This is a genomic window from Phaeodactylibacter sp. (assembly GCF_040219495.1).
In the GTDB taxonomy this organism is placed as follows: domain Bacteria; phylum Bacteroidota; class Bacteroidia; order Chitinophagales; family Saprospiraceae; genus Phaeodactylibacter.
Window position 1 is genome coordinate 1 of record NZ_JAVJSK010000120.1, and the last position, 25,741, is coordinate 25,741.

Here is a 25,741-nt window from a genome sequence, read left to right on the forward strand (position 1 = left end):
AGAGGTCGGGAGGAAGGCATCTACAAAAAGAGCATCTTTAATCTGCTCAAAACCGCTGTGCATTTCCCAGACTGGCCCGCCGCAAAATTAGCAGACTTCACGGAGCTGAGCATGGAGGTGGTGACCACTTTTCTGTCTGTCCAATCAGAGGGAGATGCCGCCGCATTGAATAAATACGTTCGCGAGGACTTGCTTACAGATATCCCCCTGAGCGGCGAAGAGGAGGATAAACTGCACGGGCTGATCGGCCAGTTGGTGGATGGATAAAGCGATGAAGAAAAGCTTTGCCAACACATCTTCAGTACCCAGTCTCAATAACACAACCTATAACACTCCCTTCGAAGTCTGGCTCCGATACCTTCAGCTACTACTCAAAGAACGGGGAGTCTGCCTAATGAGCCGGACAAAACGGCCAAAAGGCTTCGTAGCACCAGCCTACCCGGTGCAGGCAGGTAGAGTCGCATATGATTCAACCAAGCCAGGGCCAACGCTCTATCTACCCCTCACCACAAGCCAAAAACAACAATGTTTTCACGCCGCAACCTTGACATTCCCACGGCTAAGCAGTATGTTACCAATCAATTGCACGAATCACTGCGCGCAGCAACACAAAAACCGGCGCTCCCTGTGTGACCGCCACACTTACTTGAACAAAAAACATAACCGCACCACTAAAGCCTTACGCTATAGCGGTACCGATGATATTGGCATTAAACAGGCATGCCCGAACAGCCGCCCAGCCGGCAGTTGAAGGCACTGCCCGTGCTATTATCCCCCGCTGGGCGCTTCCGACAGTACCGCTGGCTACAGCGCCGTGACACGGGGTGCCCGAAGGGCGGGGGTGGATCCAAGTCAATTCCTATTTTTTAACACATAAAAAACCTTTTTTTGCCGGGTGCACTCGCCGTTCGACGTAGTTTTACAACGAAGTCGATTCCTTCACCCGGCGTACTTTCAATAACACACATAAAAACCTTTCACCTATGAAAAACAAATTCCTAACAGGCTTGATGCGTTGGGGCAGTGTAGAGGGGAAAATGAGCTATTTTCAACCATACGCTCCCGGTAATCACCGGGATTTGAAGGAGCTTAGCCGAGCTAAGCGACTGAGAAAAGGCACAGTATGGGCAGGAAAGAGCCATTTTACGCCTGCAATGCTTCCCAGCGCATCAAGCCTAATGCTCACCTGGCTGCTCGCCGTGCCTCTGCTGTGGGGCGGGTGCGAAACCACCACCCTCACTCCGGAACAGCAACTGCCTGGATTGACCACCACCGGTGAAAACACCTTCGGCTGCCTGGTCAATGGGGAAGCCTGGCTCCCGGAGGGAGGGAACCCATTCGGGCCGGGGACAAAGCTTCGTGCATCATTTCATTATCCGAGTAATCAATTAGGAGTCTCGGCTACCAAAGATAATGATATTACTTTGGAGTCTATTTCATTTGAACTTGTCTTGGAAGAAGAAAGCAACGAGGTTAAAAATCTCAATACTGCGTTCTTTTTAGACCTTGACTGTTCTTTTCTTGGTGTAACCCATCAATTGGACACATTATCGCCTCATGGTTTTCAGGTTGAGTTTCTAGAACTTGAAGAAAAAATCGTTTCCGGGACGTTTTATTTCACTGCCATTAGTTCAGAATGTCAAGAAGACACTATAGTCATTTCAGAAGGGCGGTATGATATTAAATTCGCAAACTAAACCATTCCAAAACTATCATTTTATGAAAATTTCTCTCTTTATCACAGCGTTTTGTATCCTTGCTTTGGGAAGCTTGTCCGCACAACAGCAGGTGCAGATAGATACTACTTTGCCTCCGGGCTAAGTAACAGCAGACTATGCTTTGGCTCAGGTACTTCCTGCACTTCACCACCGCAGACGGGCAGCGCGCCCATCAGCTCAAAGTGATGGTACAGCGGTAAGGTCGGATGGAAGCGTAAGGCTTGATGGACAAGCTCCGGTAGCATTAGTAGTTTGACGGAAATAAAGGATACAGTTTTCTTTAGGATTCGCTAATATTTTCACACAACCTCCCTCTGGTCAGTTGTTTAGAAAATTTCAGCGAATCAAAATTGTATCCTTTATCTCCGTCACTTGGCTGCCGGGGCTTGTTTTTTACCTATACTTATTGTAAAAAGTACGGTAACAAAAATCACCCCCCAAAATGCCAAACCTTCCTTCCCTTTTATGCGCTTTATAAGTACTTTCGGCCAAACGGAATGAAACAATTACCATGAAATTTAATCCATCCTACACCGCTGTCAGCCCCGAGGAAGCGGTCGCATTAGTCAAAACCGGGGATAAGATTTTTATTCACAGTGCTACCGCAGCCCCCAAGACCCTGATTGAAGCACTGGCCAAACGGTCGGAGGAGCTCCGGAATATCCAAATCATGCACCTGCATACCGATGCGCCGGCGCCTTACGCCGATGAAGGTATGGAAGACTCCTTCCGGGTGAATAACCTCTTCGTGGGAGGGAATCTGCGGAAAGCTGTACAAGCCGGCCGGGCAGATTATATCCCGATCTTTCTAAGCGAAGTGCCCCTGTTGTTCCGCCGCCAAATCCTTCCGTTGGATGTGGCGATGCTGCAGGTCTCCCCTCCGGATAAAAATGGTTTCTGCACACTCGGCGTATCCGTGGATGCCAGCCTTGCCGCTGCGCAATCCGCTAAAACCGTGATTGCGGAGATCAACCCTCGCATGCCGCGCACCCACGGTGATGGCGTTATTCATATCAGCAAATTTGACCGGGTGACGGAGGTCGACTATGCCCTTCCGCAAATTGCCCTCCCGGAACCCACAGATATTGAGAAGCGCATCGGTCAGCATATCGCCAACCTGGTGGAGGATGGCTCCACCCTTCAAATGGGCATCGGTACCATCCCCAATGCGGCTTTGGCAGCAATGTCTAATCATAAGGAGCTGGGTATCCACACGGAGATGTTCTCCGATGGGGTCATTGATCTGGTAGAAAAAGGCATCATCACCAACGAGCATAAGGTGAAACACCGCAACCATATCGTAACGGGCTTTCTGATGGGCACACAAAAAGTCTACGATTTCGTAGATGACAACCCATTGGTTCGCTTCCTGGACATCGCTTATGTGAACGATACAGCTGTGATCCGCCAAAATCCAAAAGTAGTGGCCATCAACAGCGCCATTGAAATAGACCTGACCGGACAGGTGTGTGCCGATTCTATCGGTACGCGCGTGTACTCCGGGGTAGGCGGGCAGATGGACTTCATCCGGGGGGCATCGCTCTCAGAGGGTGGTAAGCCCATCATCGCACTGCCATCCGCTACCAATAAGGGCATCAGCCGCATTACCTGCATGCTGAAACCCGGTGCCGGGGTAGTCACGACCCGGGCGCACGTCCACTACATCGTCACGGAGTATGGCGTAGCCGAAATGTTTGGGCGCAACCTGCGGCAGCGCGCCCGTCAGCTGATTTCTATTGCGCACCCCGATCATCGGGAAGGACTGGAAAAGCAGGCCTACGAGCATTTGCACCTGAAAACCTGGAAATAACCTACACTTCCCAGTCCTGACTTTTCCGGTACACCGTACCTTTAAAAATAGCAGCAAGTTGCCCGTCGGCTTTCCGGATTTCCACCCGGTAAATGCCGATGCGGCGGCTGCACTGCTCTTCGGTAGCCGTGGCGGTAATCGCATCGCCCGATTGCAGGGGAGCCGTATGTGAAATGGAGGTCTCAATACTTAACGCATGCCTTCCGCGCGAGTTGGAAGCAAAAGCGAGCGCGCTGTCTGCCAGGCTGTAGCTAATACCGCCGTGCGCAATGCCAAAACCATTCAGCATTTCTGTTCTCACCACCATCTTTAAAACGCAGTAACCCGGTTTTACCGCAATCCGATCTATGCCCAGCCACTGACTGAAAGCATCCTGAGTGAACATTTGGTCAACGATTTGCTCGGCTGTTTCCATAGGGTTTGTTTTGTCCCGGGCAGCTCCGCTCCGGAAGGGATAAGGAAAATATTGATTTGTTACAGCATGATACCATATTATTCTGTATCTTGAGGTAAATTTTTTAAAATATCCAGGCAGCGTTTCCCCTGACCAAGCCATCTTATTGATAGGTTTCGCCAAGCTTAACCTCCCGCTAACCTGGGTATTTTGAACAACTATGGGTTCCTACATTAGGGGAAAATGCAGTGGTGTAGGGCGTATAGCTCAATAATTTCCTGTGACGGAAAAAGAGATTGTTCAAGGCTGTATCAAAGAAGACCGGCATTGCCAACAAGCGCTTTTTGTACGCTACGCTGGCAAAATGCTAGCGGTATGTATGCGGTATACCCGTCACCGGATGGAGGCGGAGGATATATTGCAGGATGCCTTCGTGAAGGTCTTCGATAATATCCACAAATTCCAGTTTAAAGGGTCCTTTGAAGGCTGGATCCGCAGAATTGTCATCAACACCGCCCTGAAAAACTACAGCAAAAAAAGCTTTCAACAAGAACAAATCGGCCTGGAAAACCAGCCCGAACACTCAACGGAGCCAGAATCCTACAAAAACTTAGAACACGAAGAAGTGCTGCGCCTGATCAATCAGCTGCCAGATGGTTACCGCGTGGTTTTTAACCTCTACGCCGTAGAGGGGTACAGCCACAAGGAAATTGCTGATATGCTTGGTATTCAGGAGAGCACATCACGATCCCAATTAGTCAAGGCCAGAAAAATGCTTCAAGGCATGATTGTTAAAATTCAAAAAATTGCAGTATGAACCGACATCATCCCCTGGATGAAGCGTTTCGGGACAAATTGCAGGGCCTGACCACAGAAACGCCAATGCATCTTTGGGAGCAAATAGACCAAAAACGCAATTGGAAACATCGTTTCCTTAATCAGATCCGGCAACACCGACCATTCGCTACTGTGCTGGCCTCCGTGGCCGCCGCAGGGGTAGCGCTGTTGCTTTGGAACCATCAGCAGCCTACACTCACTGCTTTTCCGGTCCTCGCAACACCGCATCAGCCGCAGGTCGCCCTACGGGCTAAGGCCTCGCCTTCCGTTACCCAAACGATTGAACAACACAAAGAAATTGAAAGTATCGCTTTCAACAACGACTCACGCACTGCGGCGCGCAGCCCGCAAGCTACACTCAACCCCAAACGCCAACAGGCTTCCACAGCCGTGGCTCAGGCTGTTGCTACGCAGACAGGCATCGCTCAGCTTCATTCACCCATTCAGCCGCTGGCTTCCCAAATACTGAATGAGGCTCAACCGGAAGCTGTTCCGCTGACCGCTGCTTCGGCTTCAGCAAATATACCTGCCTCCGTATTGCCAAAACCTTCGCATGAAGCAGAATTGCCTGTTATTGCCGCTGTTTACGAGCAGGAGCAGGAAGCTGCAGTAATGCCCGCACTCTTCAATCCGGAGCCCAAATGCGCACAGTTTGGCAACGGCAACTGGGGCCTTTACGTTGACATCATGGCCTCTCCGGACTTAGCCTTCAGCGAACTGCAGGCCCGCAATCCTAACTTTGAGGACTATGCTAAAAGCCGGCGGGAAACAGAATCCTTCGTCTTCGCCTTCAGTGGTGGTGTACGCCTTTCTCTGGAAGCGGAAAACGGACTGGCATTCCGGACGGGCGTGAACTACTCTCAGGTCAACGAAAAGTTTACCTACTTCAATGGTACCGAACGCCGGGAAATCACCGAGCCGGTCCGCGACAATCAGGGCAATATCATTGGGTATGATACCATCGTGACAGTGGGCGAGCGTTACAAAGTAAGCCGCAACACTTACCGGATGCTCGATATCCCGTTCATTGTGGGCTACGAAATGGAAGTCGGCAAGTTTGGGCTGTCTGTTAACGGAGGGGCTTATTTGAACCTCCTTTTCCGTCAGAACGGTGACTTCCTGTCGCCGGAAACCCTGACCCCAACACCACTGAACCCGGAAGACCCCAACACAACGAGTGTCTTCAAACGGCAGGCGGGGGTCGGCTATTATGGTAGTGTAGCTTTGACGTATGCAACGAAGTCCGGGCTGGAGTTTCTGATTGAGCCCCACTTCAAGATGTTCCCAAACTCTGTTACTCAGGACCAATATGCGGTGCAGCAGCGCCACATGAGTGCAGGCGTGTTTATGGGCATACGTAAACATTTGTAGCAGGCACCACCAATTCTCAGAAAAATAACAGCGCTGGTTTCAACCCTTGAAGCCAGCGCTGTTGTTATTTTGTGGACTTTTCTGATAGGACCTCCAAAGCGATAACACATCAATGCAGTATTCAGAACTCGGCCGCACCGGCCTTAAGGTGAGTAAGATTTGTCTGGGCACTATGACCTTCGGTGAGCAAAATACCGAGGCCGAAGGGCACGAACAGCTCGATTATGCCCTTGATCAGGGCGTCAACTTTATTGATACCGCTGAAATGTATAGCGTACCCGGGCGCCCGGAGACGCAAGGCAGCACTGAGCGGATTATTGGTACCTGGCTCAAGGGAAGGGGCAAACGCGATGACGTGGTCATTGCCACCAAAGTGACCGGCCCGTCCGCCGGGCTAAAGCACATCCGCAACCCGCTCCGTTTTACACCGGAGCAAATCCGTACAGCGATTGAGGGTAGCCTGAGCCGGCTCCAAACGGACTACGTAGACTTGTATCAGCTGCATTGGCCGGAGCGCAATACTAACTGCTTTGGCAAACGTGGTTACAAGCATGATCAGAATGAGGACTGGGAGGATAACCTGCCAGAAGTACTACAAACCCTGAATGCGTTAAAGGAAGAAGGGAAAATACGCCATTACGGGGTTTCCAATGAAACACCCTGGGGGCTGATGCGCTACCTGCACCTGTCAGCAATGCACGACCTCCCACGGATGGTGAGCATTCAAAACCCCTATAGTTTACTGAACCGGACGTTTGAGGTGGGGCTGGCAGAAGTTGCCATCCGGGAACAAGCGGGGCTTCTGGCTTATTCACCTATGGCATTTGGATTACTGTCTGGCAAGTACCACCGAAAGGAAGATCAGCCGCGTGACCGGATTAACAAGTTTAAGCAACTTTCACGTTACAATAGCCAAAACTGCCACGAAGCTACTGCCCGCTACCTCTCCATCGCAGAAGACTACGGGTTGAATATGGCTCAGATGGCCCTGGCGTTTATCAATCAGCAGCCATTCACTACCTCGAATATCATTGGGGCGACGACGATGGCGCAGCTGAAGGAAAATATAGGCAGTATCGATGTAGTGCTCAGCCAGGATGTGCTGAACGAAATAGAAGCTGTGCACGAGGCGGTTCCTAATCCCGCACCATAGAGCTTGTTGGGGTTTTACACCTCGGGCTACTCTTGCCAAATTTTGTCCTGCTCTTCGTTGCTCTCCCGCCTGCCATAGTCTTGTACGGTCTCCGGTGGACGGGACACGGACAGGTCGGTCACGTAGCTAAGGCTTCCTCTTCGTGCCTCAATCAGAACAAAACTTGGCTGCGTTCGCTCCAAGAGCAAAATCCCAATAAACTTTTAGCGACGAAGAGTTGCGGTATCGGGCGTGCTGTGTTTGCCACAGAATGCCCGATACCGCACTTTTACCATTCCATATTAGGATAGGCACGCTGTACAAATTGCAGCTCTGCCAGGATGTAACCAAGGTATTCGGTATGCATGCGGCCATCTTTTCCACCGCTTTGCATGTACTTTACGTCCGGCTTTTGGAGGGTCGCTCTCTGTAGGATTTCATCTACTTTAGCATGGTAGTCCGGCTGAATGGCATTCAGGTCCGGACCAACGCCCGCCTCGAAGATGACCTGATCGACTTCATCGGGCGTGATGAGCTCCCCGCTGTAGATAAACAGGTCGTCAAGGGCGGTTTGCATTTTCTGGTGACTTTCTTCTGTGCCATCGCCTAGCCGGATCATCCATTCCGAACTGAAACGCAAGTGATAAGTAATTTCTTTGAGCGACTTCTCAGCAATGGCTTGCAAATGTTCGTCTTTGCTTTGTACGAGGCTTTTATGGAGGAGATAGTTGAAGGCATCAAAAAGGAACTGCCGTACGATCGTGTAGGCAAAATTCTCATTAGGCTGTTCGACCAGCAACACGTTGCGGTACGCCATAACATCCCGCTTGTAAGCTAAATCATCTTCTGTGCGGCCTTTGCCTTCCAGTTGGGCAGCATATTGTAAAAGGCTTCTGGTCTGTCCCACCTGATCCAGGGCGATATTGGTTAGGGCAATATCTTGTTCCAGGACCGGGCCATGACCACACCATTCGGACAGGCGGTGCCCCAAGATCAGGGCGTTGTCGCCCATGCGCAGGAGATATTGATATTTGGCTTCAGCTAGTGTCATGATAATCGCTTTCTGATAAGGCGGGAAAAATGAAGCCCGGAATGCTCCGGGCTGTTAAGGCATTTACATATGCTTCACTTCGTCCGGAAGGTTGTAAAAAGTAGGGTGGCGGTAGACCTTATCATTGGCCGGATCAAATAAGGAATCACTTTGGTTAGGGCTTGAGGCCGTGATATGTTTGGATTCCACCACCCACAGACTTACGCCCTCCATGCGACGTGTGTAGACATCGCGGGCATTTTCTATAGCCATTTCTGCGTCAGCAGCGTGCAAACTGCCTACATGCTTGTGGTTAAGACCATTTTTGCTGCGGATAAAAATTTCCCACAACGGCCAATTCTTCTTTTCACTCATGGTTAGGCTACTTTTGGATCATTTTGAGCGGCTTGACGCTGCTGCCTTTTTTCTGCGTAAGCTAAGGCTGCATCGCGCACCCATTGCCCCTCTTCATGTGCCCGGCGGCGGGCTTTCAGGCGCTGACGGTTGCAAGGGCCTTCACCGCTTACTACTTGCCAGAATTCCTCCCAGTTGATCGGGCCGAAATCATAGTGGCCGGTTTCTTCATTATACTTCAGGTGCTCATCCGGTATGGACAGGCCCAGGAATTCAGTCTGAGGTGCCGTGATGTCTACAAAACGCTGCCGGAGCTCGTCATTAGTGAACCGCTTGATTTTCCACGCCATAGACTGCGCGGTGTGCTTGGATTCTGCATCGTTGGGGCCGAACATCATCAGAGACGGCCACCACCAGCGGTTGAGGGCGTCCTGCGCCATTTGCTTCTGCGCTTCGGTGCCCCGTGCCAGGGTCAGCATGATTTCGTACCCTTGCCGTTGGTGAAAACTCTCCTCCTTGCACACCCGCACCATAGCGCGTGCGTAGGGACCATAGGAGCAGCGGCAAAGTGGCACCTGATTCATGATGGCAGCACCGTCCACCAGCCAGCCAATAGCGCCGATATCCGCCCAGCTGAGGGTCGGATAGTTGAAGATACTGCTGTACTTCGCTTTGCCGGAGTGGAGTTCTTCGAGCAGGTCATCCCGCTCTGCGCCCAGCGTTTCGGCGGCACCGTAAAGATACAGTCCGTGTCCGGCTTCGTCTTGTACTTTGGCTAGCAGCGCTACTTTGCGGCGGAGGGAAGGGGCGCGGGTGACCCAATTGCCTTCAGGCAGCATCCCTACTATTTCCGAGTGGGCATGCTGGGAAATCTGCCGGATCAGGGTTTTACGGTACCTGTCTGGCATCCAGTCTTTAGGTTCTATCTTCTCTTCGGCATCAATGCGTGCCTGAAATTGCTCTTCGAGATGAGTATAATCCGTTGGCGCTGTCATGTCGTCGTGGGTTATGTGCGGACGGCAAAATAGCCTTTGCGATGTTGCAAATATAACAGTTGCTTTTTATAAAAACGAACGTTTGTTCGTTTTTGTTCAGTAGCCGTTATTTTTAGGTTAAATAGCTGATTGCCAGAGGTAGAAGTGTACGTTAAGATTTGAAAGCTGACCGTACTACCTCCAGGAAATCTTCAGCAATCAACGCATTGGACGCCAGCATCTCGCCACCATGAAGCCAGTCCGTACCGCCCCGGAAATCCGTAACCACACCTCCTGCTTCCTGCACGATGAAGGCTCCGCCAGCCACATCGTAGGGCTGCAGGCTATATTCAAAAAAGCCATCGAAGCGCCCACAGGCTACATAGGCAAGGTCTACTGCTGCCGAGCCAAACCGGCGAATGCCGCGGGTGTGCTGCATAAAGAACTGCAGTGCCTTCAGGTACGCCTGGGTTTGATCGTAATTGTAGTATGGGAATCCGGTTGCAAGCAACGATTGAGGAAGGGTGGGGCGTTTACTGACCCGAATCGGCTTGCCGTTCAGATAGGCACCGCTGTCTTTCCAGGCATAGAAGGCCTCCTGTTGATTCACTTCGTATACGATACCTAGCACAATCTCCCCTTCCCGTTCCAGGGCCAGGCTAATGGAAAAAACCGGGAGCTGAAAGAGGAAATTCGTAGTGCCATCGAGCGGATCCACGATCCACCGCAGGCTACCTTCAGTGTTTTCCACGGTATCTTCTTCGGTCAGGAAGCTGCAGCCGGGAGTGATAGACCGCAGGCCGGCCACCAATTGCGCCTCTGTTGCTTTATCCACATAAGAAACCAGGCTGTTGAGTGCCTTTTCTTCAATCTGATCCGTACGTACATTGCCCAGTTCTTGCCGTAGGAAGCGGGCAGATTGTTCTGCAAGCTTTACGGCATTATGGCAAATATCGGGTAAGTTCATGTCAGCGTAGGTTTAATAATCGCGAACTGTAAATCAGCTTTTCCAGGGCACTGGGAAATTGCCGGGTGAGGCGCTTGGTGGGCTCTTAGTCTTCAAGTTGATAAATGGCAGGCAGGTTACGGCCCAGCTCGTTGTAGTCCAGCCCATACCCCACCACAAATTTGTTGGGGATCTCGAAGCCGGTGTAGTCGGCTTGGAGCGGCCTGACTCGCGCCTCAGGCTTGGAGAGCAACGCAGCGATGCGCACGGAAGCGGGGTTTTGCTCCTGTAGCTGAGGTAAAAAGGTATGCAAAGTGCGCCCTGTGTCAATAATGTCTTCCACCAAAATCAGGTGCCGCCCCTCAACGGGTGCTTTGAGCCCAATCATGGTGATCACCTCCCCGGAGGACCTCGTCCCTTCGTAAGACTTCAGGCGCACAAAGGCGAAGTCTGCATCAATAGAACAAGCCCGGGCCAGATCGGCCGTGAACATAAAGGCACCGTTGAGTATGCCTATGAAAAGGGGCTTTTTATCTTGATAGTCTGCGGCAATTTCCTGCCCCAGCTCCCGAATACGCGCTTGTATTGCTGCCTCGCTGAGGTAGGGTGTGAAATGAAGGTCGTGTAGCTGTATGCGTTCTGGCATGAGCAAAGTTTAGTCGAGTCCGTATTGATCAATAAGGTATACCAGGCTGAGCATGGAAGCCGCGCCGAGTACCAGCTCCCGCTTGTTCACCACATCCGGGCCATCAATGGGGGTATGGTGGTAATCAAAATAGCGTTGGGAATCAGGCTTGAAGCCAAACAGCAACCCCTTTTGTCCCTTCAGTCCAGAAATGTCGGCACCGGAACCGCCTTTTTCAAAATCAAGTCCGTAGGGGGCAAGAAGCGGGATCCACTCAATCACCCGCTTGAATTTTTTCTTGAATACCTCATCGTGCCCATCGGCGGTAAAGCCACGGGGCGTGAAGCCGCCACGGTCGGATTCAATAGCCGCAGTATGGTATTCTTCCTGCTCATTCGACCACTTCCAGTAGGCCCGCCCGCCACGCAGCCCGTTCTCTTCATTCATAAACAGCACACACCGTATGGTCCGTTTGGGCTGATAGCCCAGTTGGCGGATCTGCCGCAGGACCTCCATAGCATGTACGCAGCCGGCACCGTCGTCATGTGCGCCCGTGCCAACGTCCCAAGAGTCGAGGTGGCCTCCGACCAGGATGATTTCTTCCGGATACTCCGAGCCTTTGATTTCACCTATCACATTATAGGAAAGCGCTTCGCCCAGCATCCGGCTGTTGTTGTGCATGTAGACCCGTACAGGTTCTTCCTTAAGCAGGCGGCTGAGCAGCTCTGCATCCATCGTGCTGATGGCGATGGCCGGAATGGGCTCCGCCTGATCATCGTACACCGTGGAGCCGGTGTGGGGGATGAGGTCAAGGCGTGTTGTCAGAGAGCGGACCAGGGCACCTACGGCCCCATAGCGGGAAGCCCTGGACGCACCGTACACCCGTGATCCGGCAGCTTTACCGTAGGCTGCGAAGGTATTGAGCTCAGTGGGGTCCATGGGTTGATTGAAGAACACGATTTTACCGCGGAGTTGCTCGCCCAGACTATCCACCTCGTCCAGGCTGCTCACTTCCACGACTTCCCCTGTGATGCCTGTGGGGCCTGTGCCTACTGAATTGCCCAGCGCCAGCGCATTCAGGTCTACGCTGCCCATCTTCATAGAGTTAACGATGCGGACCTGCTCCGGCTCGCCCCGTTCCCAGTGCGGTACCATGACGGGTTGCAGCCAGACCGTATCAAGCCCCAGGGTATCCAGCATCTGCCGGGTATATTCCACCGCTGCAGCCGCCTGCGGAGAGCCCGCTAACCGGCCACCTATGCGGCGGGTAAGGTACTGCAGCCAGTCGTAGCACTGACTGTCGGTAAGCGTCTGATCGTAAATCTTGCGGATGAAAAAGGCGTCTTCGTCGGTTTGGCTCTGCTGTGCCTGCAACAGGAAGGGAAGGCAAACAGCCAATACCAATAGTTTGGGCATTGATTTGGAATATCTCATGCCCAAAGATAATTTTTTCATTTTTTTCAAAAAAATCTTGTGCTGTCGGGCTTAAAATCAAACAGAAACAGTTCCGGAAACTTATTTGGTACGATTTTAATCACCGGAATTAAATTTCAAAAGGAGCGCATTTTTTTCATTAAAATATCTAGAAACCTATATGTATTCTCTTTGAATATACTGTTTTTTAGCTAAAAAGGAGGCTTTGTTTTAAGTTTTTCAACCCCCGGCCTGTTTTTTTAACAATTTTGTTATTGTATTTTTTACACAAAGTACTTACCTTTGTAATATCGAAACATGAAAATAATAGGAGAGCAGAAGTGCTTTCCATGATTATAGAAGTTATAATTTGGTTTTATTTGGTTAGGGCTGAGGTAGTGCTGTGGTAGCGCTGCCTCTTTTTTTTGCCCTCGTGTAGGAGCCCAGAACCTGTCTTTCTGGTTATTCCCATTTGACGGTGACCTCAATCTCCTGAGCTTCAGACAAAACCGTCTCTTGTGTCGTGCGCAAGCGGTAGCCCACTTCGGGTTGAAAATGCAATTCCTGCCGCACATCAGCTACGATGCTGTTGGTGCGGTTTTCAATATATATATCGGATACCTCGTTTTGATCGTACCGAATGCGGAGTAGCCGTGTTTTTAGCTTTTCTGCTGTTGCCGTGTAGGTCACCTCCTTCAGGTAGCTGCCTTCCAGAGTACTATCGGTTGTATACTTGTCTACCCAGGCTTTCCGGTTGATGTCGGAGTTGAGGAAGGTTTTGAGCTCAATACGGTAGTCGAGGGAATCAAGCTGCTTTGTTTCCCGCTGCCCGTCGACTAAAATGGCCTTGCGGACGGCAGACTGCTCCTGATTAAGGGCTTCAATCTGTTTTTCCATATACGCTTTGAGGTCAAAGAAGGGTTCGGGCTGACCGCCCGCCGAAACGGGTTGTTCCTGACAGGAAGAGAAAAAAATAGCAAGGCTAATGGCCAGCGCAAAAAGTTGGGATATTTTCATAGAAGGGAAGGTCTGTCTGATTTTGATACCTATTGGAAACACTTTTCCGCCGGTCAGGTTTCAGGATGAATAAAGGGGTACCGTATGTCGGTCAGGTACAAACCGTCGGGTGGAGCGCTCAGGCTCTTAGGCAGCCGGGTTTGCTGCTCGAGGGCTTTGCGTACAGAGGCCAGGTCGAGTTTGCGCTGCGCAACGTTCAGGCACATGCCCACAATCAGGCGGACCATGCCCCTCAGGAACCGGTCTGCTGCGATATGGAACACCATCCGGTGCTGCGCCCGGTCGACAGCCCATTCTGAACGCCTCAGGTCGCAGCGCATCGTTTTGACATCCGTATTGGATTTGCAGAAAGGATAAAAATCCTGGTAACCGAGTAACAGTTGTGCTGCTTCCTGCAGTAGCCCTTCATCTATTTGGTGGGCAAACGGGAAAAAATACCGGGTGTCTTTGCCAAAAGGGTTTTTCCTGAAGTCAATATGGTACTCGTACGCCCGGTGGGTGGCGTCGAAACGGGCGTGAGCCTGCGTGTCTACTTCCAGAAACCTGTAGATGGCAATATCGGGGGGGAGGAATTTATTGATCCGCCGGTTGAAGCCCTGCGGAAAAGAGCCGGGATAGTCAAAGTGCAGGAAGTACTGTTTGGCATGAACGCCCGCATCCGTGCGCCCACAGCCCACGACTTCAACCGGGGTGTTCAGGATGGTGCCCAGGGCTTGTTCGATCGTACCCTGAACGCTCGTTTGGCCGGGCTGAGCCTGCCAGCCTACGTATGATGTGCCGTTATAAGCGAGTTCTGCGAAGTACCTCATGCATAAAGCCGTTCTTGAAAGGACAAAACTAAATAAAAAATGCCTCGCCAGTATTCTGACGAGGCATTCCTGATTTTTAATGGGCGTTTATCCAATGACGGAACTATCGGAAGCGACACTTTTGGCGTACATAAATGCACCTCCGGCCAGCATCAAGTCCTTAAGGAACATAGAAGTAGCAGTTTGGTCGCCTGCCATCGCCCCGTTTAGATGCACCAGGAAAACCATTAGTAAAAGATAAATACCGAGCAGTGTGGCGGCAAGTTTGTCCAGCTTGCCAATGAGCATGCTCACCGTAGCGGCAATGAGTGCAGCACCCGTCAGGTAAACCAGGATAGAACTGCCGAAAGCCATGCCTTTCATGGCTTCTGCATTCATAAAGTGGAACAAGCCAAAGATGGCAAACGGAACAGCAAACAAATACTTGCCTAAGTTTAAAATCGCATTCATGTTAATAGGTGTTTAGTTGGTTAAACATTATTGTTTAAACAACAAACTACGATAATTTGTATCGTAAAACAAGTATTTGTGATTTATAGAGGAAGAAATTTTTTATTCTTTTCTATTGACTTGTATCGGGTTATTATTTGGGCTAATCCCAGTCCCAATAACTGCCAAACCCACCGAAGCGAAAGGTGAGTGCTACGGTTGGGCTGCTGAAGTCCTTGTTTTCCAGTGCTGGCAGACGGCTGATGCCGCTCACTGCCCGGTATCCTCCCGTAAGGCCGATCCTGAAAAAATTAGTCATGTTCAACTCTATGCCTATTTCAGGGGTGAGCACGAAGAGCCGGTCGGAAGGCAGGTCAAGCTCATCGTGTTTCAGCTCTGCCCGTCCCCAACCTACTTTCAGGCTGGAATAAAGGTGCACTTTTTGCTCAATATCTTTCACGTAGCCAAACCAAAGCCCACCGTGCCCGAAGTCAATATCTGCATCAACCGGGATGACCTCTCCGTCTACGTTGGCTTCAAAACTGACCTCAGGATAATCTGTCCCCATGCCATAGCCGCCAATGAAGAACTCATCAAGGATGAGCGCGCCGCCACCACCGACGTCTGCCGTGAGCTGTCCATTGACCGAGCTGAACTCGAGGATCGGGCCTCCAAAGGCACCAAAAGAGGACAAGTCATCAAAAAGGGCTTCGTGCTGTGCCTGCAGCAGGGTGGAAGCGGTGAACATCAGGCTGAACAAAAAAATCGGGTATTTCATAATCATTGGTTTTAAACAGTAAAGCCGGGCGTTGATTGCCCGTAAACATATCCTGCTCTGATGATGTATTCTAGAAAGGTATACCCCTATTGATCTGTACAGACCTTTTTTAATCAATCAAGCCACAGTATGAATTTTCAAGCCGAAGTCATTGAACAAAGCCATAAGACACCCGTAGTGGTAGATTTCTGGGCCCCTTGGTGCGGCCCCTGCCGGGTATTAGGTCCAACCATCGAGGCGCTGGCTGAGGAGCAGTCCGATCGGTGGAAACTGGTCAAGGTAAATACAGAAGAGGAGCAAACAGTAGCGGCGGAGTACCAAATCCGGAGCATCCCCAACGTCAAAATGTTTTACAAAGGGCGGGTCATTGCTGAATTTGCCGGGGCACTGCCCCGCACCCAAATCGAAAACTGGCTGGCCAATACGCTGCCGGATGGGCGCAAAGAGACACTTGATCTGATCCTGGAGCGCCTGGATGGCGATGGAGACCTCTCTGAGTTGGAGGCATTCGTGGCGCAGTATCCGGATATGAAAGACGCCCGCCTCGCCCTGGCGATGGCGCTGGCTATTACTGCACCGGAACGGGCAGAACACCTGCTGGAGCCCATCAAGGCAGGGGCCCCGGCTGCTGATCAGGCCGTAGCTGTGCGAACGATTGCAGAACTGATGCAGCACCAAGCCGACGATTCCGCATCAGGGAAGGCGGTTGCTGCCGCACAGGCTGCGCTTAAGCAACGGGACTGGGAAACGGGTATCAAAGCTATTATTGAAGCAACCGGTAAGGATAAGTCTTACGCGAAAGACCTGCCACGCCGGGCTGCAATCGCTTGTTTTCACGCCTGGGGCAATGAGCACCCGCTTACTAAGGTCTACCGCCGGCAGTTTGATATGGTACTGTATTAGAGCGTGTTGGGACTTTACTTTTGGAGCGAACGCCGGCAGGAGTGTGAAACCCCAACAAGCTCCTAAAATGAAAAGCAGATTTATTGATCGAATTTGGCTTTTTGATACGCAAAGAACTGCTCACTTTCAATCTTGAAAGGGAACCCGTGCTAACCCGTTGGCACGGGTTTTTTATTGTAAAGCAGCGCCCTGCAGGCCGCTAAAAAAAATGGGCTTGGCTGACAAAAGTCATTTCAGTGTCATCGCGTAGCCTTTACTTTTGTAGGGCTTGATCAACAGAACAGACCTTATGCCATCACAATCCTATTTATTGGGCGCAATTGCGGTACTGGCACTCGTTGCCGGGCAATGGTGGCTGGCCTTGATGGCCGCGTTGATGGTGCTGTATTTCGGCTTTTTGGCTGTAAATACTCCGGAAAAACAAGCAGATTGATTTTCCGGAAGCTTTTTGGAATCAAGCTACAAGTTAGAAGTTTTTCATACTGCTTTTTTCGAGCACTTTTTCGTGCTGAAAAATTTTAGTGTTATCGGTTTTAGATAGAGCCCTTCATGCCAGCGAAGGGCTCTGTTTTTTTAGGCATGCATATTCCGCAAGCCCTCGGGGTCCACAATCTTGATCGCGCCGTCAATGACCTCAATGTAGCCGTCCTCCTTGAATTCAGTCAGCATACGAATGACACTTTCTTTGGCGGTGCCCACGATACGGGCCAGGTCGTCCCGTAAGATCGTGATATTCCCTTCGCCCTGCTTTTCGTGCAGCAGGAGTATAGCATCGGCTACACGGCGGCGTACCGAGTTGTAGGCCAGGTTGAGCAGTTGTTCTTCCTTAGCGGTTACGTTGTTGGCCAGCATCTTGATCATTTGGGAAGCGACGTCCCGGTTTGCATTCAGCAGTTTGGAGAAATCCTCTTTGGGGATGAGGCTGATCTCGGTTTCTTCCATGGCAGCGGCAGATTCGGTGTACTTCTCTTCTTTGAGCAAATCCAGGTAACCGAAGAAATCGCCTTCCTTGCAAATCTCAATGATGTACTCTTTACCATCCTCGTTGGTTTTGAAGACTTTCGCTTTGCCGGATTTGACGAAGTAGAGGTAGCGGGGGTAGTCCCCTTCTTCAAAAACGAGGTCCCGGCGTTTAAAGTGCTTGATTTTGCGTTCATCAGACAGTTTGCGGAGTTCTTCGTAGCCTTTCGCTTCGTTGATAAAAGCAGAAAGCCCCTGCTCGGTCTTGTCAAACTGTTTTTTGAGGCGCTCGCTCTTTTTCAGGCGGGTCTCAATTACGTCTAGCAGTTCATCTTTATAGAAGGGCTTGGTGACGTAGTCGTCAGCGCCCAGGTTCATACCCCGGCGGAAGTCTGTTTTCTCGGTCTTGGCTGTCAGAAAGACAAACGGGACATTAGAAGTGACACTCTTTTTACTCAGTATGTTAAGTACTCCAAACCCATCGAGGTGGGGCATCATCACATCGCAAAGAATAAGATCCGGAGGGCTCGTCAGGGCTTTTTCCACACCCACCTTACCATCCTCGGCGGTAATAACCTGATAGCCGGACAGTTCGAGTATTTCTTCCAGGTTTTCCCGTACTTCCTCGTTATCTTCAATGACTAAGATTTTCTTCATCGCTGTTTTTTATCTGGTTATAGTACTCAAATATAATCAAGAATCCTTGTTCCTGAAGCAGAACAGAAAACCACTTGAGCAGAAGGGCTGCTGTATAGAGCGCTAATTTGAGGTTAAAGGTATTTCCACACTGAAAGTGGACCCCTCATTAGGTACGCTCTTAAATGTAATGTGGCCTTCCAGTAGCTTTACATACCCTTTGACAATATTGAGCCCCAGGCCCGTACCTTGTATGTTCTCCACATTGTGCGCCCTGAAAAAGCGAGTGAACAAATGTTGTTGTTCGGATTCCGGTATGCCGATACCGTAGTCCTGTATCTCGATTTTCAAGTGCTCGTTAGTACTGTTGACCCTGCAATCAATAGGCTGCCCCTCTCCGCTGTACTTGATGGCATTAGAGAGCAGGTTGTAAAATATATTTTGCAGTATCCGGCGGTCGGTATGCAGGGGCGGAATATGGCTCAGCCCTTTGATGTTAATGGTTTGGCCTTTTTTGAGCATGCCCTGTACGCCTTCTTCGACTTCGGTCCAGACTTCAGGCAGCTCAAACCCGGAGGTGTTGAGGCTCAGCTTGCCTTCCTCCAGGCGGCTTAGAGACAAAAAGTCATTGAGTATGCTCGTCAGGTTGGCTACCGAAGACTTGATGCGTTGTGTATGGCGTAGCCGCTTGGGCTGCTGCTCTTGTTCGGTATAAGCTTCGATTAAGTCGGCAGAGGACAAAATGGTGCTCAGCGGGGTCCGGAATTCATGCGAGGCCATAGAGACAAAGCGGGACTTCAGCCCGTTGAGCTCTTTCTCTTTTTCCAGAGCGATGGTGAGCTGTTTTTCTTTGGTCTTCAGTGCGGACTCTGCGGCTTCCCGTTCTCTGATTTCGTGCTTGAGCTGTTTGTTGATGCCCAGGAGCTGATTGACTACCTCCGCAAGCTCTTCGGTCCGTGCCGCGACGCGCTTTTCCAGGTCCTGGTTTAAGCGTATGATCCGGTCCTCCGCTTCCCGTTGGGCGCTGATGTCGATGCCAGAGCTTAGCGAGCCGGTTATTCGCCCGTCATCGTCACGCAGAAGACTATTGTGCCAGGCGATAAGGTGTTTTTTGCCCGAGCGGGACTGGATATGGTTTTCGTAGTATTCGATGTCCCGGCCGTCCATCAAAGCCCGGAAAACGATTTTGACCTCACTGCGGTATTCGTCTGGAATGAAAGAGTCGACCCAGTCTTTACCGATGGCTTCGTTTGCTTCCACCTCCAGTATCTTCCGCCCTTTATCATTGAGTAGCTTCACCTTGCCGTCCTGGTCCAGAATAACAATAATGGTATTTGCAATATTCAGATAGCGCTGGGCACGCTCCTTTTCTTTTTGCAGAGCAGCTTCTGCCGTTTTCTGCTGCGTGAGGTCATGGACGATACCTGTGAATAACCGGCGGTCATCCAATTCCACTTCGCTAATGCTAAGGCGAATGGGGAATTGAGTGCCATCTTTACGCTGTGCCATCACCTCTCTGCCGAGGCCAATGATGCGGGCTTCACCAGTGCGCATGTAGCGTTCTATATAGCCATCGTGCTGTTGAGCATGGTAAGTGGGCATCAGCATATTGATATTCTCGCCCAGCATTTCTGTTTTGTGGTAACCAAACAGATGGGCGGCAGCCTGATTGACCAATACCATACGGCCCCGGGCATCAATAGAAATGATACCGTCTGTTGCGGACTGAATGATCGCCTCCAGTTGTTGGGCGGCTTCTTCGGGCACTAAAGATTTGAATAATTGGCTCAAAATAATTGTACGTCAAATTGGAATTCGCGATAATGGTTTGGTAAAGGCTGGCCGGGAAGTAACGATTGGTGGTTCTGGCTGAGAAATTAAACCTGAGCTTAGCAGACTATGTGAAGGTCCCATTGCGCTCTGGGGTTCTATCTCTTTGAACATTCAGGAAGCACCAATCTTTTTACTTTCTTTAATTCCGAATATTTGTTTTTTTGCCGAATTTAATTCCACGCTAAGCATTAGTAGCTACATGAGCTGGCAAGATAGCAGGGGAGGCCCCTGTTATAAGATGACAAATGTCACCCTCTGGTCTTGATTGATGTCATATGTACAGCTTGGCTTAGCAGGTTAAATTGAAAAGGAATCGCATCAAACCACTCCTGTTATGAAGAAAATACTGATCCCAACCGACTTCTCCTCCAACGCCATGAGCGCGCTGCAATATGGTGTTAGCCTGGCCAGTGCCCTGGGTGAGGTAGAGCTGACGCTGTTGCACACCTATGAGGTGCACAGCAACGCGGGCATGTTTGTTTCGGTCAGCGACTTTATGAAGAAGGATGCAGTTGACCAGGTACTGGAAGCCATTAAGAAAGTTGAGCCCCGCCTCCAAAACGGGGTGACTATTGACAGCCAGATTCTCCGGGGCAACACCGTTGACCTAATCACAGACTTTGCCCGGCGCAACCAATATGACCTGATTCTGATGGGTACGCAGGGGGCTTCCGGCTTGCAGGAAATTTTCTTCGGCAGTACCACGAATGCAGTGCTCAAACAGTCTGAAGTGCCTGTGCTGGCCGTCCCGGCAGGCTACAGGTATGCTCCGGTGGAGAAAATCGTACTGGCTATTGACGAAGAAGGGCTGTCAGATCAATCATTAGTGGCGCCTCTGGTCAGCATCTCAAAAGCTTATGATGCACCCGTGTGCGTTTTTCATCAGTCTGCTGCGTTTGACCGTGATGGTATAGACCCCAGTGTGGATGCCGCCCTTAGTGGTTTGGCGCATTCTTTCCACTACGAATTGGAAAAAGAGCAGGTCAATGAGAGTATCAATAGCTTCGTGACGGACTGCGGTGCTCAGCTGCTGGTGATGGTGCGCCGGCAACGGGGGTTTCTGGAGGAGGTATTCCATGTAAGTGCAACGACCCGGAAAGTCTTCAGCACATCCATCCCCTTACTGATTCTAAAAGAGTGCTAGCGCTAATGCATTTGGTCAAAATCCTCAGCGATTTTGAGGAGGAGGTGAATATCTCTGAAAAATTCCCGGATCAGCTCGAAGCTGAGGTTGGACCGGATGATGTGCGGTTCCAGCAGATCTTTATCTTCAGTCACTGCGGCATAAATTTCCCGATTGATGAATGACATATAAATCTCTTTCCCAGTCTCGTTTCTGAAGTCTACAATCGCCTGCTGCATAGGTTCGGATAGAATACCGATGACGTGGGTCCGGTTGGTGGCATAAACGAGAAAAGCCTCGCGGAAGGCCGGGTTCATAATTTCATGGCTCACATCTACGGCATCCATCCAGGTGAAGTCCCGGATCGCCCGGAAGTGCCGGTGGCGGTGGCGTTTGGGCCAGATAATGATCCGCCCGTTTGTTTCTTCCGGGAAAGTAGCGTGCATGAAAACACCTTTGAACACCTCCTGCAGCCCATTCTTGACCGGGGAGGTCTCAGAAACGAACAGCTCGCACATTTCGAATTCGAGATTGCCTACTTTGCCCGTAATAAAATCTTCACCGTGGTAGCTCTCCGCCGGGGTCGCAAAAATTTGACTGCCCAAAAAGCGTTGTTTTTCAATAAAGCCTTTTGGGTTGTACTTCAGCGGGTAGTTGACATCATAGTTGGCCCCGTCATCGATGAAGTCGAGGACCAGGTTGATGATGTTGGGCTTAAAAGTATTGCGGAAGCGCTGAATCCGGTATGCCACGTAAAAGAGGAACAGGCCAAGGGGAATAGACAATGCGAGGGTGAGCACCCAAATATCCAGATAGAATTCCAGCAGGAAAACACCCGAAAGGATGAGGACGGACAAGACAAACAACCGGATCAGGCGGAGCCGCCGCTTCTCCATCCGCAACAACTCTGGATGGATGGTGTGGTTGTAGTACATTCGGAATTCCTCAATCCGTTTCATGCGGGCTAAAATAGTTCAAAATTCCTTGCCTGTGGCTCTTCAGCCAACCTAAGCGGCTTTTTTGCCCTCCTTGAGGGTAACAAAGTTTGAACTATTGTCCAAAAAGCTGTAATTTTGCAAACTTATGAAACGACTACTGTTACTCGCTGTTATCAGTTTAAGCCTGGCTTCCTGCAAAAGCGAGTTTGAAAAAATACGTACAAGCGGAGATGTGGACCGCATTTACTCCCAAGCCTTAGCTTACTACGAGGCAGAAGAGTATCAGAAGGCGCAAGCCTTGTTTGAGATTATCATCAGCAGTTATCGCGGTAAGCGCGAGGCAGAAGAGATTTATTTCAAGTATGCCTACACTTACTACTATCTCGAGCAATATATTCTGGGGGCCTACTACTTTAAAAACTTCTCCACCACGTACGGTACGAGTGAGTTACGGGAAGAAGCAGACTTTATGTCGGCTTATTCCAATTACCAGCTGTCTCCTATTTTCCGGTTGGACCAGCAGTATACCAATGAGGCCATCGAGGGCTTTCAGTTGTTTGTTAATACCTACCCCAACAGCGAACGGGTAGAGCAGTGCAATAAGCTAATAGACGCTATGCGGGCTAAGCTGGAGCTCAAAGCCTACAAAGCGGCAGAGCTTTACTTCGATGTTCAGGATTATCAGGCCGCTATTCAGTCTTTTGAGAATGTGCTCAAGGATTTTCCGGACACGAAAAACCGGGTTGAAATTGGGTATATGATCATTCGGTCTGCCTATTTGCTGTCGAAAAACAGCTTCGTTGAAAAACAAAAAGAACGCTATACGGATGCCGTGGAGCGTGCTTCTGAGTTCCTGTCCCGTTATGGCGACAGCCGCTACGCAGATGAAGTTCAGAAGATGTATGAACAGTCAACCGATCAATTAAAAGAATTAGAGAATGTCAGATATCAAGACAAAAGTACAGGGGCTAGATCCTAATGTTAGAGCCCGCGACGTGCACGGCCTGGCCAGAAATACCGGCAACGTGTACGAAGCGTTGGTCATCATTACCAAGCGGTCTCGTCAACTGGCAATAGAGCTCAAGCATGAGCTGCACCAAAAGCTCGAGGAGTTTGCGGTATCTTCTGATGCCATCGAGGAGGTGAGTGAGAATAAGGAGCAGATCGAGATATCCAAGTTCTACGAGCGCCTGCCTAACCCTGTCGTCATAGCTTCTGAAGAGTACATCAATGGTGAACTCTACAGCCGCTACAACAAAAAGCAGGAAGACGACCTCTAGTTTGGATGGCCCCGGAGCGCTAGTCGCTTCCGGTATAATAGACTTGATGCGTCGGGGATTATTACAGGGTTAAAATGGCGCTGCCCTTCCCACGCTATGCCTTTTTTTAGTCACTTAGCTCAGGCTAAGCTCCTGAAAAAAGCCTTTGCCTGGTTGAAAACAGCTCATTTTTCCCACTGCGCTGACCCGACGCATCAAGTCTGATGATTTTCAGGAGAGCAGAGGATAGGCACGCCCTTTCCCCTGCTCTTCGTAATTAGTACTTTCTCCCTGCAATTAACCGTCCTGACCCATGTCTGCACTCCACGGTAAGAAAATTCTTCTGGGCATCACCGGCAGTATTGCTGCTTATAAAGCGGCATCTCTGGTCCGGCTGCTGATCAAGGCAGGGGCTGAGGTGCAGGTACTGATGACGGCAGCAGCTACCGATTTCATCACGCCGCTCACCCTGGCTACCCTTTCCCGGAATAAGGTACATACTGACGTCGCCTCGGGCGATAGCTGGAACAACCACGTTGAAATGGGGCTTTGGGCAGACGCCATGGTACTGGCACCCCTAACGGCTACGACTCTGGCTAAGCTTTCTCATGGTATTTGTGACAACATCATCGCGGCCACCTATCTATCCGCACGGTGCCCGGTTTTTTTTGCACCCGCTATGGACCTGGATATGTGGAAACACCCGGCTACCCTCGAGAACGTCGGGCGGCTGAAGGGGTTTGGCAATCAGCTTATCCCCGTAGGTACCGGTGAGTTGGCAAGTGGGCTGATCGGGGAGGGGCGTATGGCAGAACCGGAAGCAATCGTTAAGGTTTTGTCTGGTCACTTCGCGTACGCACAAAGCCTGAAGGGCAAACGTGTGTTGGTCACAGCAGGCCCCACCTACGAGCCTGTCGATCCGGTACGTTTTATCGGCAATCGCTCGAGTGGTAAGATGGGGATCGCTATAGCGGATGAGCTCAATGCCCGTGGGGCAGCCGTTCATCTGGTACTGGGCCCGTCTGCCTTGTCCCCTTCCCGTCCCGGAGTGGAAGTCACCAGGGTGGGAACAGCTCGCGAAATGTATAAGGCTGCCACGGAGGTGTTTGGCCGTTGTGATGCAGCGGTATTGGCAGCAGCCGTTGCTGACTACCGGCCCGCCGAAGCAGCGGATCAAAAAATTAAAAAAGAAGGAGAGGAGATGAGCCTGCGCCTGATCCGTAACCCGGATATTGCCGCTGCACTCGGGCAAACCAAAGCCGCCCACCAACGCCTGATAGGCTTTGCGCTGGAAACGCAAAATGGCCTTGAAAATGCTAAAGCCAAACTCGCGCGCAAAAACCTGGACCTCATTGTCCTGAACAGCCTCGCCGACACCGGCGCTGGTTTTAACCACGATACGAATAAGATCACGCTCCTGAGCAAGGGCAATAAGAAGCGCGAATTTGAGTTAAAATTCAAGACAGCTGTTGCTGTTGATATCGTCAATGCCCTCCAGGATTTGTGGGGCTGACCAATCGAAAAGAACGAGTACAATGAGAAAAATTATCCTGACAGGAATACTGTTGTGCGGCTTGTTGAGCTTAGCAGCTCAGGAACTTGAGGTGAGTGTCCGTACCAATGTTCAAAAACTGCAGCAGGCTGACCCGCAGATTTTTCAGACCCTTTCCAACTCCATCGAGGAGTTCATGAACAACCAAAAGTGGACCAGTGATGCCTTCGAGCCGGAAGAGCGGATCAGGGCAAATGTCCTGATTACGATTCAGGAGGAGCTTTCGCAGGTGGCTTTTAAGGCAGATATTGCCGTGCAGGCTTCCCGGCCGGTTTACAACAGCAATTATGAAACCCCGTTGCTCAACTACATTGACAAAGGCGTGGTGTTCACTTACGAGCCCTTTCAGCCTATTCAGTTTAGCCTCAACCGTTTCAATGATAACCTCTCTTCCTGCCTGGCCTTCTATGCCTATATAATTTTGGGGCTGGACTACGACAGCTACGCTGCTTATGGCGGGGAGCCGCATTTTCAGTCCGCCCAGGAGATTATTAACATGGTGCCGGACGGCGCTGCGGCTGCAAGCCCGGGCTGGCGTGCCATTGATGGAGACCCCAGCCGTTTCTTCCTGATCGAGAACCTGCTTTCACCAAGGGTACGCCCCTTCCGTCAGGCCTGGTATGAGTACCACCGTCAGGGGCTGGACGTAGCCTCCAACGATGTGGGCACTTGCCGCGCTATTATAGCGGCCTCGATGGAGCAGTTCCGCGACGTAGATCAGGCTTACCCCAACTCCATGATCATACAGACTTTTTCAGATACCAAAGCGGATGAAATCATGGAGATTTTCAAAAAGGGCACGCCCCAGGAAAAGAACAAAGTGGTGCAGACCATGACCCGGCTAGATGCCTCCAATACCACCAAATTCCGTGAATTAAAATAACGGATCAAGTGCTTAAA

The 25,741-nt window shown here is 50.7% G+C and carries 28 protein-coding genes; 13 read left to right on the top strand and 15 right to left on the bottom strand.

Annotated elements, in window-relative coordinates; all coding sequences use genetic code 11:
* Both RIC19_RS18735 and RIC19_RS18740 read left to right on the top strand, forming a co-directional pair.
* Positions 1-267, top strand: a 267-nt coding sequence (locus RIC19_RS18735) for a hypothetical protein (protein ID WP_350179888.1), incomplete at its 5' end; no start/stop codon positions are given.
* Positions 268-983: 716 nt separating this feature from the next.
* Positions 984-1,697: a Riean_0653 family protein gene (locus RIC19_RS18740; RefSeq protein WP_350179889.1), complete on the top strand. Its 714-nt coding sequence runs from the start codon at positions 984-986 to the stop codon at positions 1,695-1,697.
* 104 nt (positions 1,698-1,801) lie between these two features.
* Here the strand turns inward: RIC19_RS18740 and RIC19_RS18745 are convergent, their stop codons facing one another.
* A complete protein-coding gene (locus RIC19_RS18745) occupies positions 1,802-1,963 on the bottom strand; it encodes a hypothetical protein (RefSeq protein ID WP_350179890.1) in 162 nt (53 codons plus the stop codon).
* Positions 1,964-2,229: 266 nt separating this feature from the next.
* Here RIC19_RS18745 and RIC19_RS18750 point away from each other — a divergent pair, with 266 nt between their 5' ends.
* The gene (locus RIC19_RS18750; RefSeq protein ID WP_350179891.1) at positions 2,230-3,528 is read left to right on the top strand and encodes an acetyl-CoA hydrolase/transferase family protein; all 1,299 of its coding nucleotides are present in this window, start codon (positions 2,230-2,232) and stop codon (positions 3,526-3,528) included.
* Between the two features lies 1 nt (position 3,529).
* On the opposite strand, the gene RIC19_RS18755 is transcribed toward RIC19_RS18750, so the two are convergent.
* Complete coding sequence (locus RIC19_RS18755; protein ID WP_350179892.1) at positions 3,530-3,943, bottom strand: hotdog fold thioesterase; 414 nt, start codon at positions 3,941-3,943, stop codon at positions 3,530-3,532.
* 259 nt (positions 3,944-4,202) lie between these two features.
* Here RIC19_RS18755 and RIC19_RS18760 point away from each other — a divergent pair, with 259 nt between their 5' ends.
* From RIC19_RS18760 to RIC19_RS18770, 3 genes are all read left to right on the top strand, one after another.
* Positions 4,203-4,739, top strand: coding sequence for an RNA polymerase sigma factor (locus tag RIC19_RS18760; RefSeq protein WP_350179893.1), 537 nt, complete (start codon positions 4,203-4,205; stop codon positions 4,737-4,739).
* A complete protein-coding gene (locus RIC19_RS18765; protein WP_350179894.1) occupies positions 4,736-6,130 on the top strand; it encodes a hypothetical protein in 1,395 nt (464 codons plus the stop codon). The genes RIC19_RS18760 and RIC19_RS18765 overlap by 4 nt, the downstream gene beginning before the upstream one ends.
* Before the next feature lie 112 nt (positions 6,131-6,242).
* Positions 6,243-7,283, top strand: coding sequence for an NADP(H)-dependent aldo-keto reductase (locus RIC19_RS18770; RefSeq protein WP_350179895.1), 1,041 nt, complete (start codon positions 6,243-6,245; stop codon positions 7,281-7,283).
* A gap of 268 nt (positions 7,284-7,551) precedes the next feature.
* Here RIC19_RS18770 and paaC read toward each other — a convergent pair whose 3' ends face one another.
* The 10 genes from paaC to RIC19_RS18820 all read right to left on the bottom strand — a co-directional run bounded on the left by paaC (position 7,552) and on the right by RIC19_RS18820 (position 15,637).
* A complete protein-coding gene (gene paaC, locus RIC19_RS18775; protein ID WP_350179896.1) occupies positions 7,552-8,313 on the bottom strand; it encodes a 1,2-phenylacetyl-CoA epoxidase subunit PaaC in 762 nt (253 codons plus the stop codon).
* A gap of 63 nt (positions 8,314-8,376) precedes the next feature.
* On the bottom strand, positions 8,377-8,667 hold the full coding sequence (paaB, locus tag RIC19_RS18780) for a 1,2-phenylacetyl-CoA epoxidase subunit PaaB (RefSeq protein ID WP_350179897.1): 291 nt from the start codon (positions 8,665-8,667) through the stop codon (positions 8,377-8,379).
* Positions 8,668-8,669: 2 nt separating this feature from the next.
* Positions 8,670-9,641 (bottom strand): 1,2-phenylacetyl-CoA epoxidase subunit PaaA, encoded by a 972-nt coding sequence (gene paaA / locus RIC19_RS18785; RefSeq protein ID WP_350179898.1) that lies wholly within the window; start codon positions 9,639-9,641, stop codon positions 8,670-8,672.
* Positions 9,642-9,792: 151 nt separating this feature from the next.
* The gene (locus tag RIC19_RS18790; protein WP_350179899.1) at positions 9,793-10,587 is read right to left on the bottom strand and encodes an inositol monophosphatase family protein; all 795 of its coding nucleotides are present in this window, start codon (positions 10,585-10,587) and stop codon (positions 9,793-9,795) included.
* Between the two features lie 85 nt (positions 10,588-10,672).
* Positions 10,673-11,212, bottom strand: coding sequence for a hypoxanthine phosphoribosyltransferase (hpt, locus tag RIC19_RS18795; protein ID WP_350179900.1), 540 nt, complete (start codon positions 11,210-11,212; stop codon positions 10,673-10,675).
* A gap of 9 nt (positions 11,213-11,221) precedes the next feature.
* A complete protein-coding gene (locus RIC19_RS18800) occupies positions 11,222-12,625 on the bottom strand; it encodes a M20/M25/M40 family metallo-hydrolase (RefSeq protein ID WP_350179901.1) in 1,404 nt (467 codons plus the stop codon).
* A gap of 441 nt (positions 12,626-13,066) precedes the next feature.
* Entirely contained in the window at positions 13,067-13,621 is a 555-nt protein-coding gene (locus tag RIC19_RS18805; RefSeq protein ID WP_350179902.1) for a hypothetical protein, read from the bottom strand.
* A gap of 53 nt (positions 13,622-13,674) precedes the next feature.
* Positions 13,675-14,430 (bottom strand): tRNA pseudouridine(38-40) synthase TruA, encoded by a 756-nt coding sequence (truA, locus tag RIC19_RS18810; protein WP_350179903.1) that lies wholly within the window; start codon positions 14,428-14,430, stop codon positions 13,675-13,677.
* An 87-nt stretch (positions 14,431-14,517) separates the two neighbouring features.
* On the bottom strand, positions 14,518-14,880 hold the full coding sequence (locus tag RIC19_RS18815; protein ID WP_350179904.1) for a DoxX family protein: 363 nt from the start codon (positions 14,878-14,880) through the stop codon (positions 14,518-14,520).
* Positions 14,881-15,022: 142 nt separating this feature from the next.
* Positions 15,023-15,637, bottom strand: coding sequence for a hypothetical protein (locus RIC19_RS18820; protein ID WP_350179905.1), 615 nt, complete (start codon positions 15,635-15,637; stop codon positions 15,023-15,025).
* A 129-nt stretch (positions 15,638-15,766) separates the two neighbouring features.
* Here RIC19_RS18820 and trxA point away from each other — a divergent pair, with 129 nt between their 5' ends.
* Both trxA and RIC19_RS18830 read left to right on the top strand, forming a co-directional pair.
* Positions 15,767-16,540: a thioredoxin gene (gene trxA, locus RIC19_RS18825; protein WP_350179906.1), complete on the top strand. Its 774-nt coding sequence runs from the start codon at positions 15,767-15,769 to the stop codon at positions 16,538-16,540.
* A 289-nt stretch (positions 16,541-16,829) separates the two neighbouring features.
* Positions 16,830-16,973, top strand: a complete 144-nt coding sequence (locus RIC19_RS18830; protein ID WP_350179907.1) for a hypothetical protein — start codon at positions 16,830-16,832, stop codon at positions 16,971-16,973.
* 140 nt (positions 16,974-17,113) lie between these two features.
* On the opposite strand, the gene RIC19_RS18835 is transcribed toward RIC19_RS18830, so the two are convergent.
* Together RIC19_RS18835 and RIC19_RS18840 are read right to left on the bottom strand one after the other, a co-directional pair.
* Positions 17,114-18,157, bottom strand: coding sequence for a response regulator (locus RIC19_RS18835; protein WP_350179908.1), 1,044 nt, complete (start codon positions 18,155-18,157; stop codon positions 17,114-17,116).
* A 102-nt stretch (positions 18,158-18,259) separates the two neighbouring features.
* The gene (locus RIC19_RS18840) at positions 18,260-19,927 is read right to left on the bottom strand and encodes a sensor histidine kinase (protein ID WP_350179909.1); all 1,668 of its coding nucleotides are present in this window, start codon (positions 19,925-19,927) and stop codon (positions 18,260-18,262) included.
* A 376-nt stretch (positions 19,928-20,303) separates the two neighbouring features.
* On the opposite strand from RIC19_RS18840, the gene RIC19_RS18845 reads away from it, so the two are divergent.
* Positions 20,304-21,113, top strand: coding sequence for a universal stress protein (locus RIC19_RS18845; RefSeq protein WP_350179910.1), 810 nt, complete (start codon positions 20,304-20,306; stop codon positions 21,111-21,113).
* Between the two features lie 2 nt (positions 21,114-21,115).
* On the opposite strand, the gene RIC19_RS18850 is transcribed toward RIC19_RS18845, so the two are convergent.
* Positions 21,116-22,051, bottom strand: coding sequence for a DUF3137 domain-containing protein (locus RIC19_RS18850; RefSeq protein WP_350179911.1), 936 nt, complete (start codon positions 22,049-22,051; stop codon positions 21,116-21,118).
* 124 nt (positions 22,052-22,175) lie between these two features.
* Here RIC19_RS18850 and RIC19_RS18855 point away from each other — a divergent pair, with 124 nt between their 5' ends.
* The 4 genes from RIC19_RS18855 to porD all read left to right on the top strand — a co-directional run bounded on the left by RIC19_RS18855 (position 22,176) and on the right by porD (position 25,724).
* A complete protein-coding gene (locus tag RIC19_RS18855; RefSeq protein ID WP_350179912.1) occupies positions 22,176-23,009 on the top strand; it encodes an outer membrane protein assembly factor BamD in 834 nt (277 codons plus the stop codon).
* Positions 22,969-23,310 (top strand): DNA-directed RNA polymerase subunit omega, encoded by a 342-nt coding sequence (locus RIC19_RS18860; RefSeq protein WP_350179913.1) that lies wholly within the window; start codon positions 22,969-22,971, stop codon positions 23,308-23,310. Before RIC19_RS18855 ends, RIC19_RS18860 begins: the two co-directional genes overlap by 41 nt.
* 292 nt (positions 23,311-23,602) lie before the next feature.
* Positions 23,603-24,802 carry a bifunctional phosphopantothenoylcysteine decarboxylase/phosphopantothenate--cysteine ligase CoaBC gene (gene coaBC / locus RIC19_RS18865; protein WP_350179914.1) on the top strand — a complete coding sequence of 400 codons (1,200 nt, stop codon included), beginning with the start codon at positions 23,603-23,605 and terminating at the stop codon, positions 24,800-24,802.
* Between the two features lie 22 nt (positions 24,803-24,824).
* On the top strand, positions 24,825-25,724 hold the full coding sequence (porD, locus tag RIC19_RS18870) for a type IX secretion system protein PorD (protein ID WP_350179915.1): 900 nt from the start codon (positions 24,825-24,827) through the stop codon (positions 25,722-25,724).
* Positions 25,725-25,741 lie beyond the last annotated feature (17 nt).

What these genes read in the sequence shown, in the direction of transcription:
- truA (WP_350179903.1), bottom strand. Translation starts at nt 14,430, where the DNA reads ATGAGGTACTTCGCAGAACTCGCTTATAACGGCACATCATACGTAGGC.
- RIC19_RS18740 (WP_350179889.1), top strand. Translation starts at nt 984, where the DNA reads ATGAAAAACAAATTCCTAACAGGCTTGATGCGTTGGGGCAGTGTAGAG.
- hpt (WP_350179900.1), bottom strand. Translation starts at nt 11,212, where the DNA reads ATGCCAGAACGCATACAGCTACACGACCTTCATTTCACACCCTACCTC.
- paaB (WP_350179897.1), bottom strand. Translation starts at nt 8,667, where the DNA reads ATGAGTGAAAAGAAGAATTGGCCGTTGTGGGAAATTTTTATCCGCAGC.
- RIC19_RS18845 (WP_350179910.1), top strand. Translation starts at nt 20,304, where the DNA reads ATGAAGAAAATACTGATCCCAACCGACTTCTCCTCCAACGCCATGAGC.
- RIC19_RS18750 (WP_350179891.1), top strand. Translation starts at nt 2,230, where the DNA reads ATGAAATTTAATCCATCCTACACCGCTGTCAGCCCCGAGGAAGCGGTC.
- RIC19_RS18815 (WP_350179904.1), bottom strand. Translation starts at nt 14,880, where the DNA reads ATGAATGCGATTTTAAACTTAGGCAAGTATTTGTTTGCTGTTCCGTTT.
- RIC19_RS18800 (WP_350179901.1), bottom strand. Translation starts at nt 12,625, where the DNA reads ATGAGATATTCCAAATCAATGCCCAAACTATTGGTATTGGCTGTTTGC.
- trxA (WP_350179906.1), top strand. Translation starts at nt 15,767, where the DNA reads ATGAATTTTCAAGCCGAAGTCATTGAACAAAGCCATAAGACACCCGTA.
- paaA (WP_350179898.1), bottom strand. Translation starts at nt 9,641, where the DNA reads ATGACAGCGCCAACGGATTATACTCATCTCGAAGAGCAATTTCAGGCA.
- RIC19_RS18765 (WP_350179894.1), top strand. Translation starts at nt 4,736, where the DNA reads ATGAACCGACATCATCCCCTGGATGAAGCGTTTCGGGACAAATTGCAG.
- paaC (WP_350179896.1), bottom strand. Translation starts at nt 8,313, where the DNA reads ATGACACTAGCTGAAGCCAAATATCAATATCTCCTGCGCATGGGCGAC.
- porD (WP_350179915.1), top strand. Translation starts at nt 24,825, where the DNA reads ATGAGAAAAATTATCCTGACAGGAATACTGTTGTGCGGCTTGTTGAGC.
- RIC19_RS18830 (WP_350179907.1), top strand. Translation starts at nt 16,830, where the DNA reads ATGCCATCACAATCCTATTTATTGGGCGCAATTGCGGTACTGGCACTC.
- RIC19_RS18835 (WP_350179908.1), bottom strand. Translation starts at nt 18,157, where the DNA reads ATGAAGAAAATCTTAGTCATTGAAGATAACGAGGAAGTACGGGAAAAC.
- RIC19_RS18755 (WP_350179892.1), bottom strand. Translation starts at nt 3,943, where the DNA reads ATGGAAACAGCCGAGCAAATCGTTGACCAAATGTTCACTCAGGATGCT.
- RIC19_RS18805 (WP_350179902.1), bottom strand. Translation starts at nt 13,621, where the DNA reads ATGAAAATATCCCAACTTTTTGCGCTGGCCATTAGCCTTGCTATTTTT.
- RIC19_RS18860 (WP_350179913.1), top strand. Translation starts at nt 22,969, where the DNA reads ATGTCAGATATCAAGACAAAAGTACAGGGGCTAGATCCTAATGTTAGA.
- RIC19_RS18855 (WP_350179912.1), top strand. Translation starts at nt 22,176, where the DNA reads ATGAAACGACTACTGTTACTCGCTGTTATCAGTTTAAGCCTGGCTTCC.
- RIC19_RS18745 (WP_350179890.1), bottom strand. Translation starts at nt 1,963, where the DNA reads ATGCTACCGGAGCTTGTCCATCAAGCCTTACGCTTCCATCCGACCTTA.
- coaBC (WP_350179914.1), top strand. Translation starts at nt 23,603, where the DNA reads ATGTCTGCACTCCACGGTAAGAAAATTCTTCTGGGCATCACCGGCAGT.
- RIC19_RS18850 (WP_350179911.1), bottom strand. Translation starts at nt 22,051, where the DNA reads ATGAAACGGATTGAGGAATTCCGAATGTACTACAACCACACCATCCAT.
- RIC19_RS18770 (WP_350179895.1), top strand. Translation starts at nt 6,243, where the DNA reads ATGCAGTATTCAGAACTCGGCCGCACCGGCCTTAAGGTGAGTAAGATT.
- RIC19_RS18820 (WP_350179905.1), bottom strand. Translation starts at nt 15,637, where the DNA reads ATGAAATACCCGATTTTTTTGTTCAGCCTGATGTTCACCGCTTCCACC.
- RIC19_RS18790 (WP_350179899.1), bottom strand. Translation starts at nt 10,587, where the DNA reads ATGAACTTACCCGATATTTGCCATAATGCCGTAAAGCTTGCAGAACAA.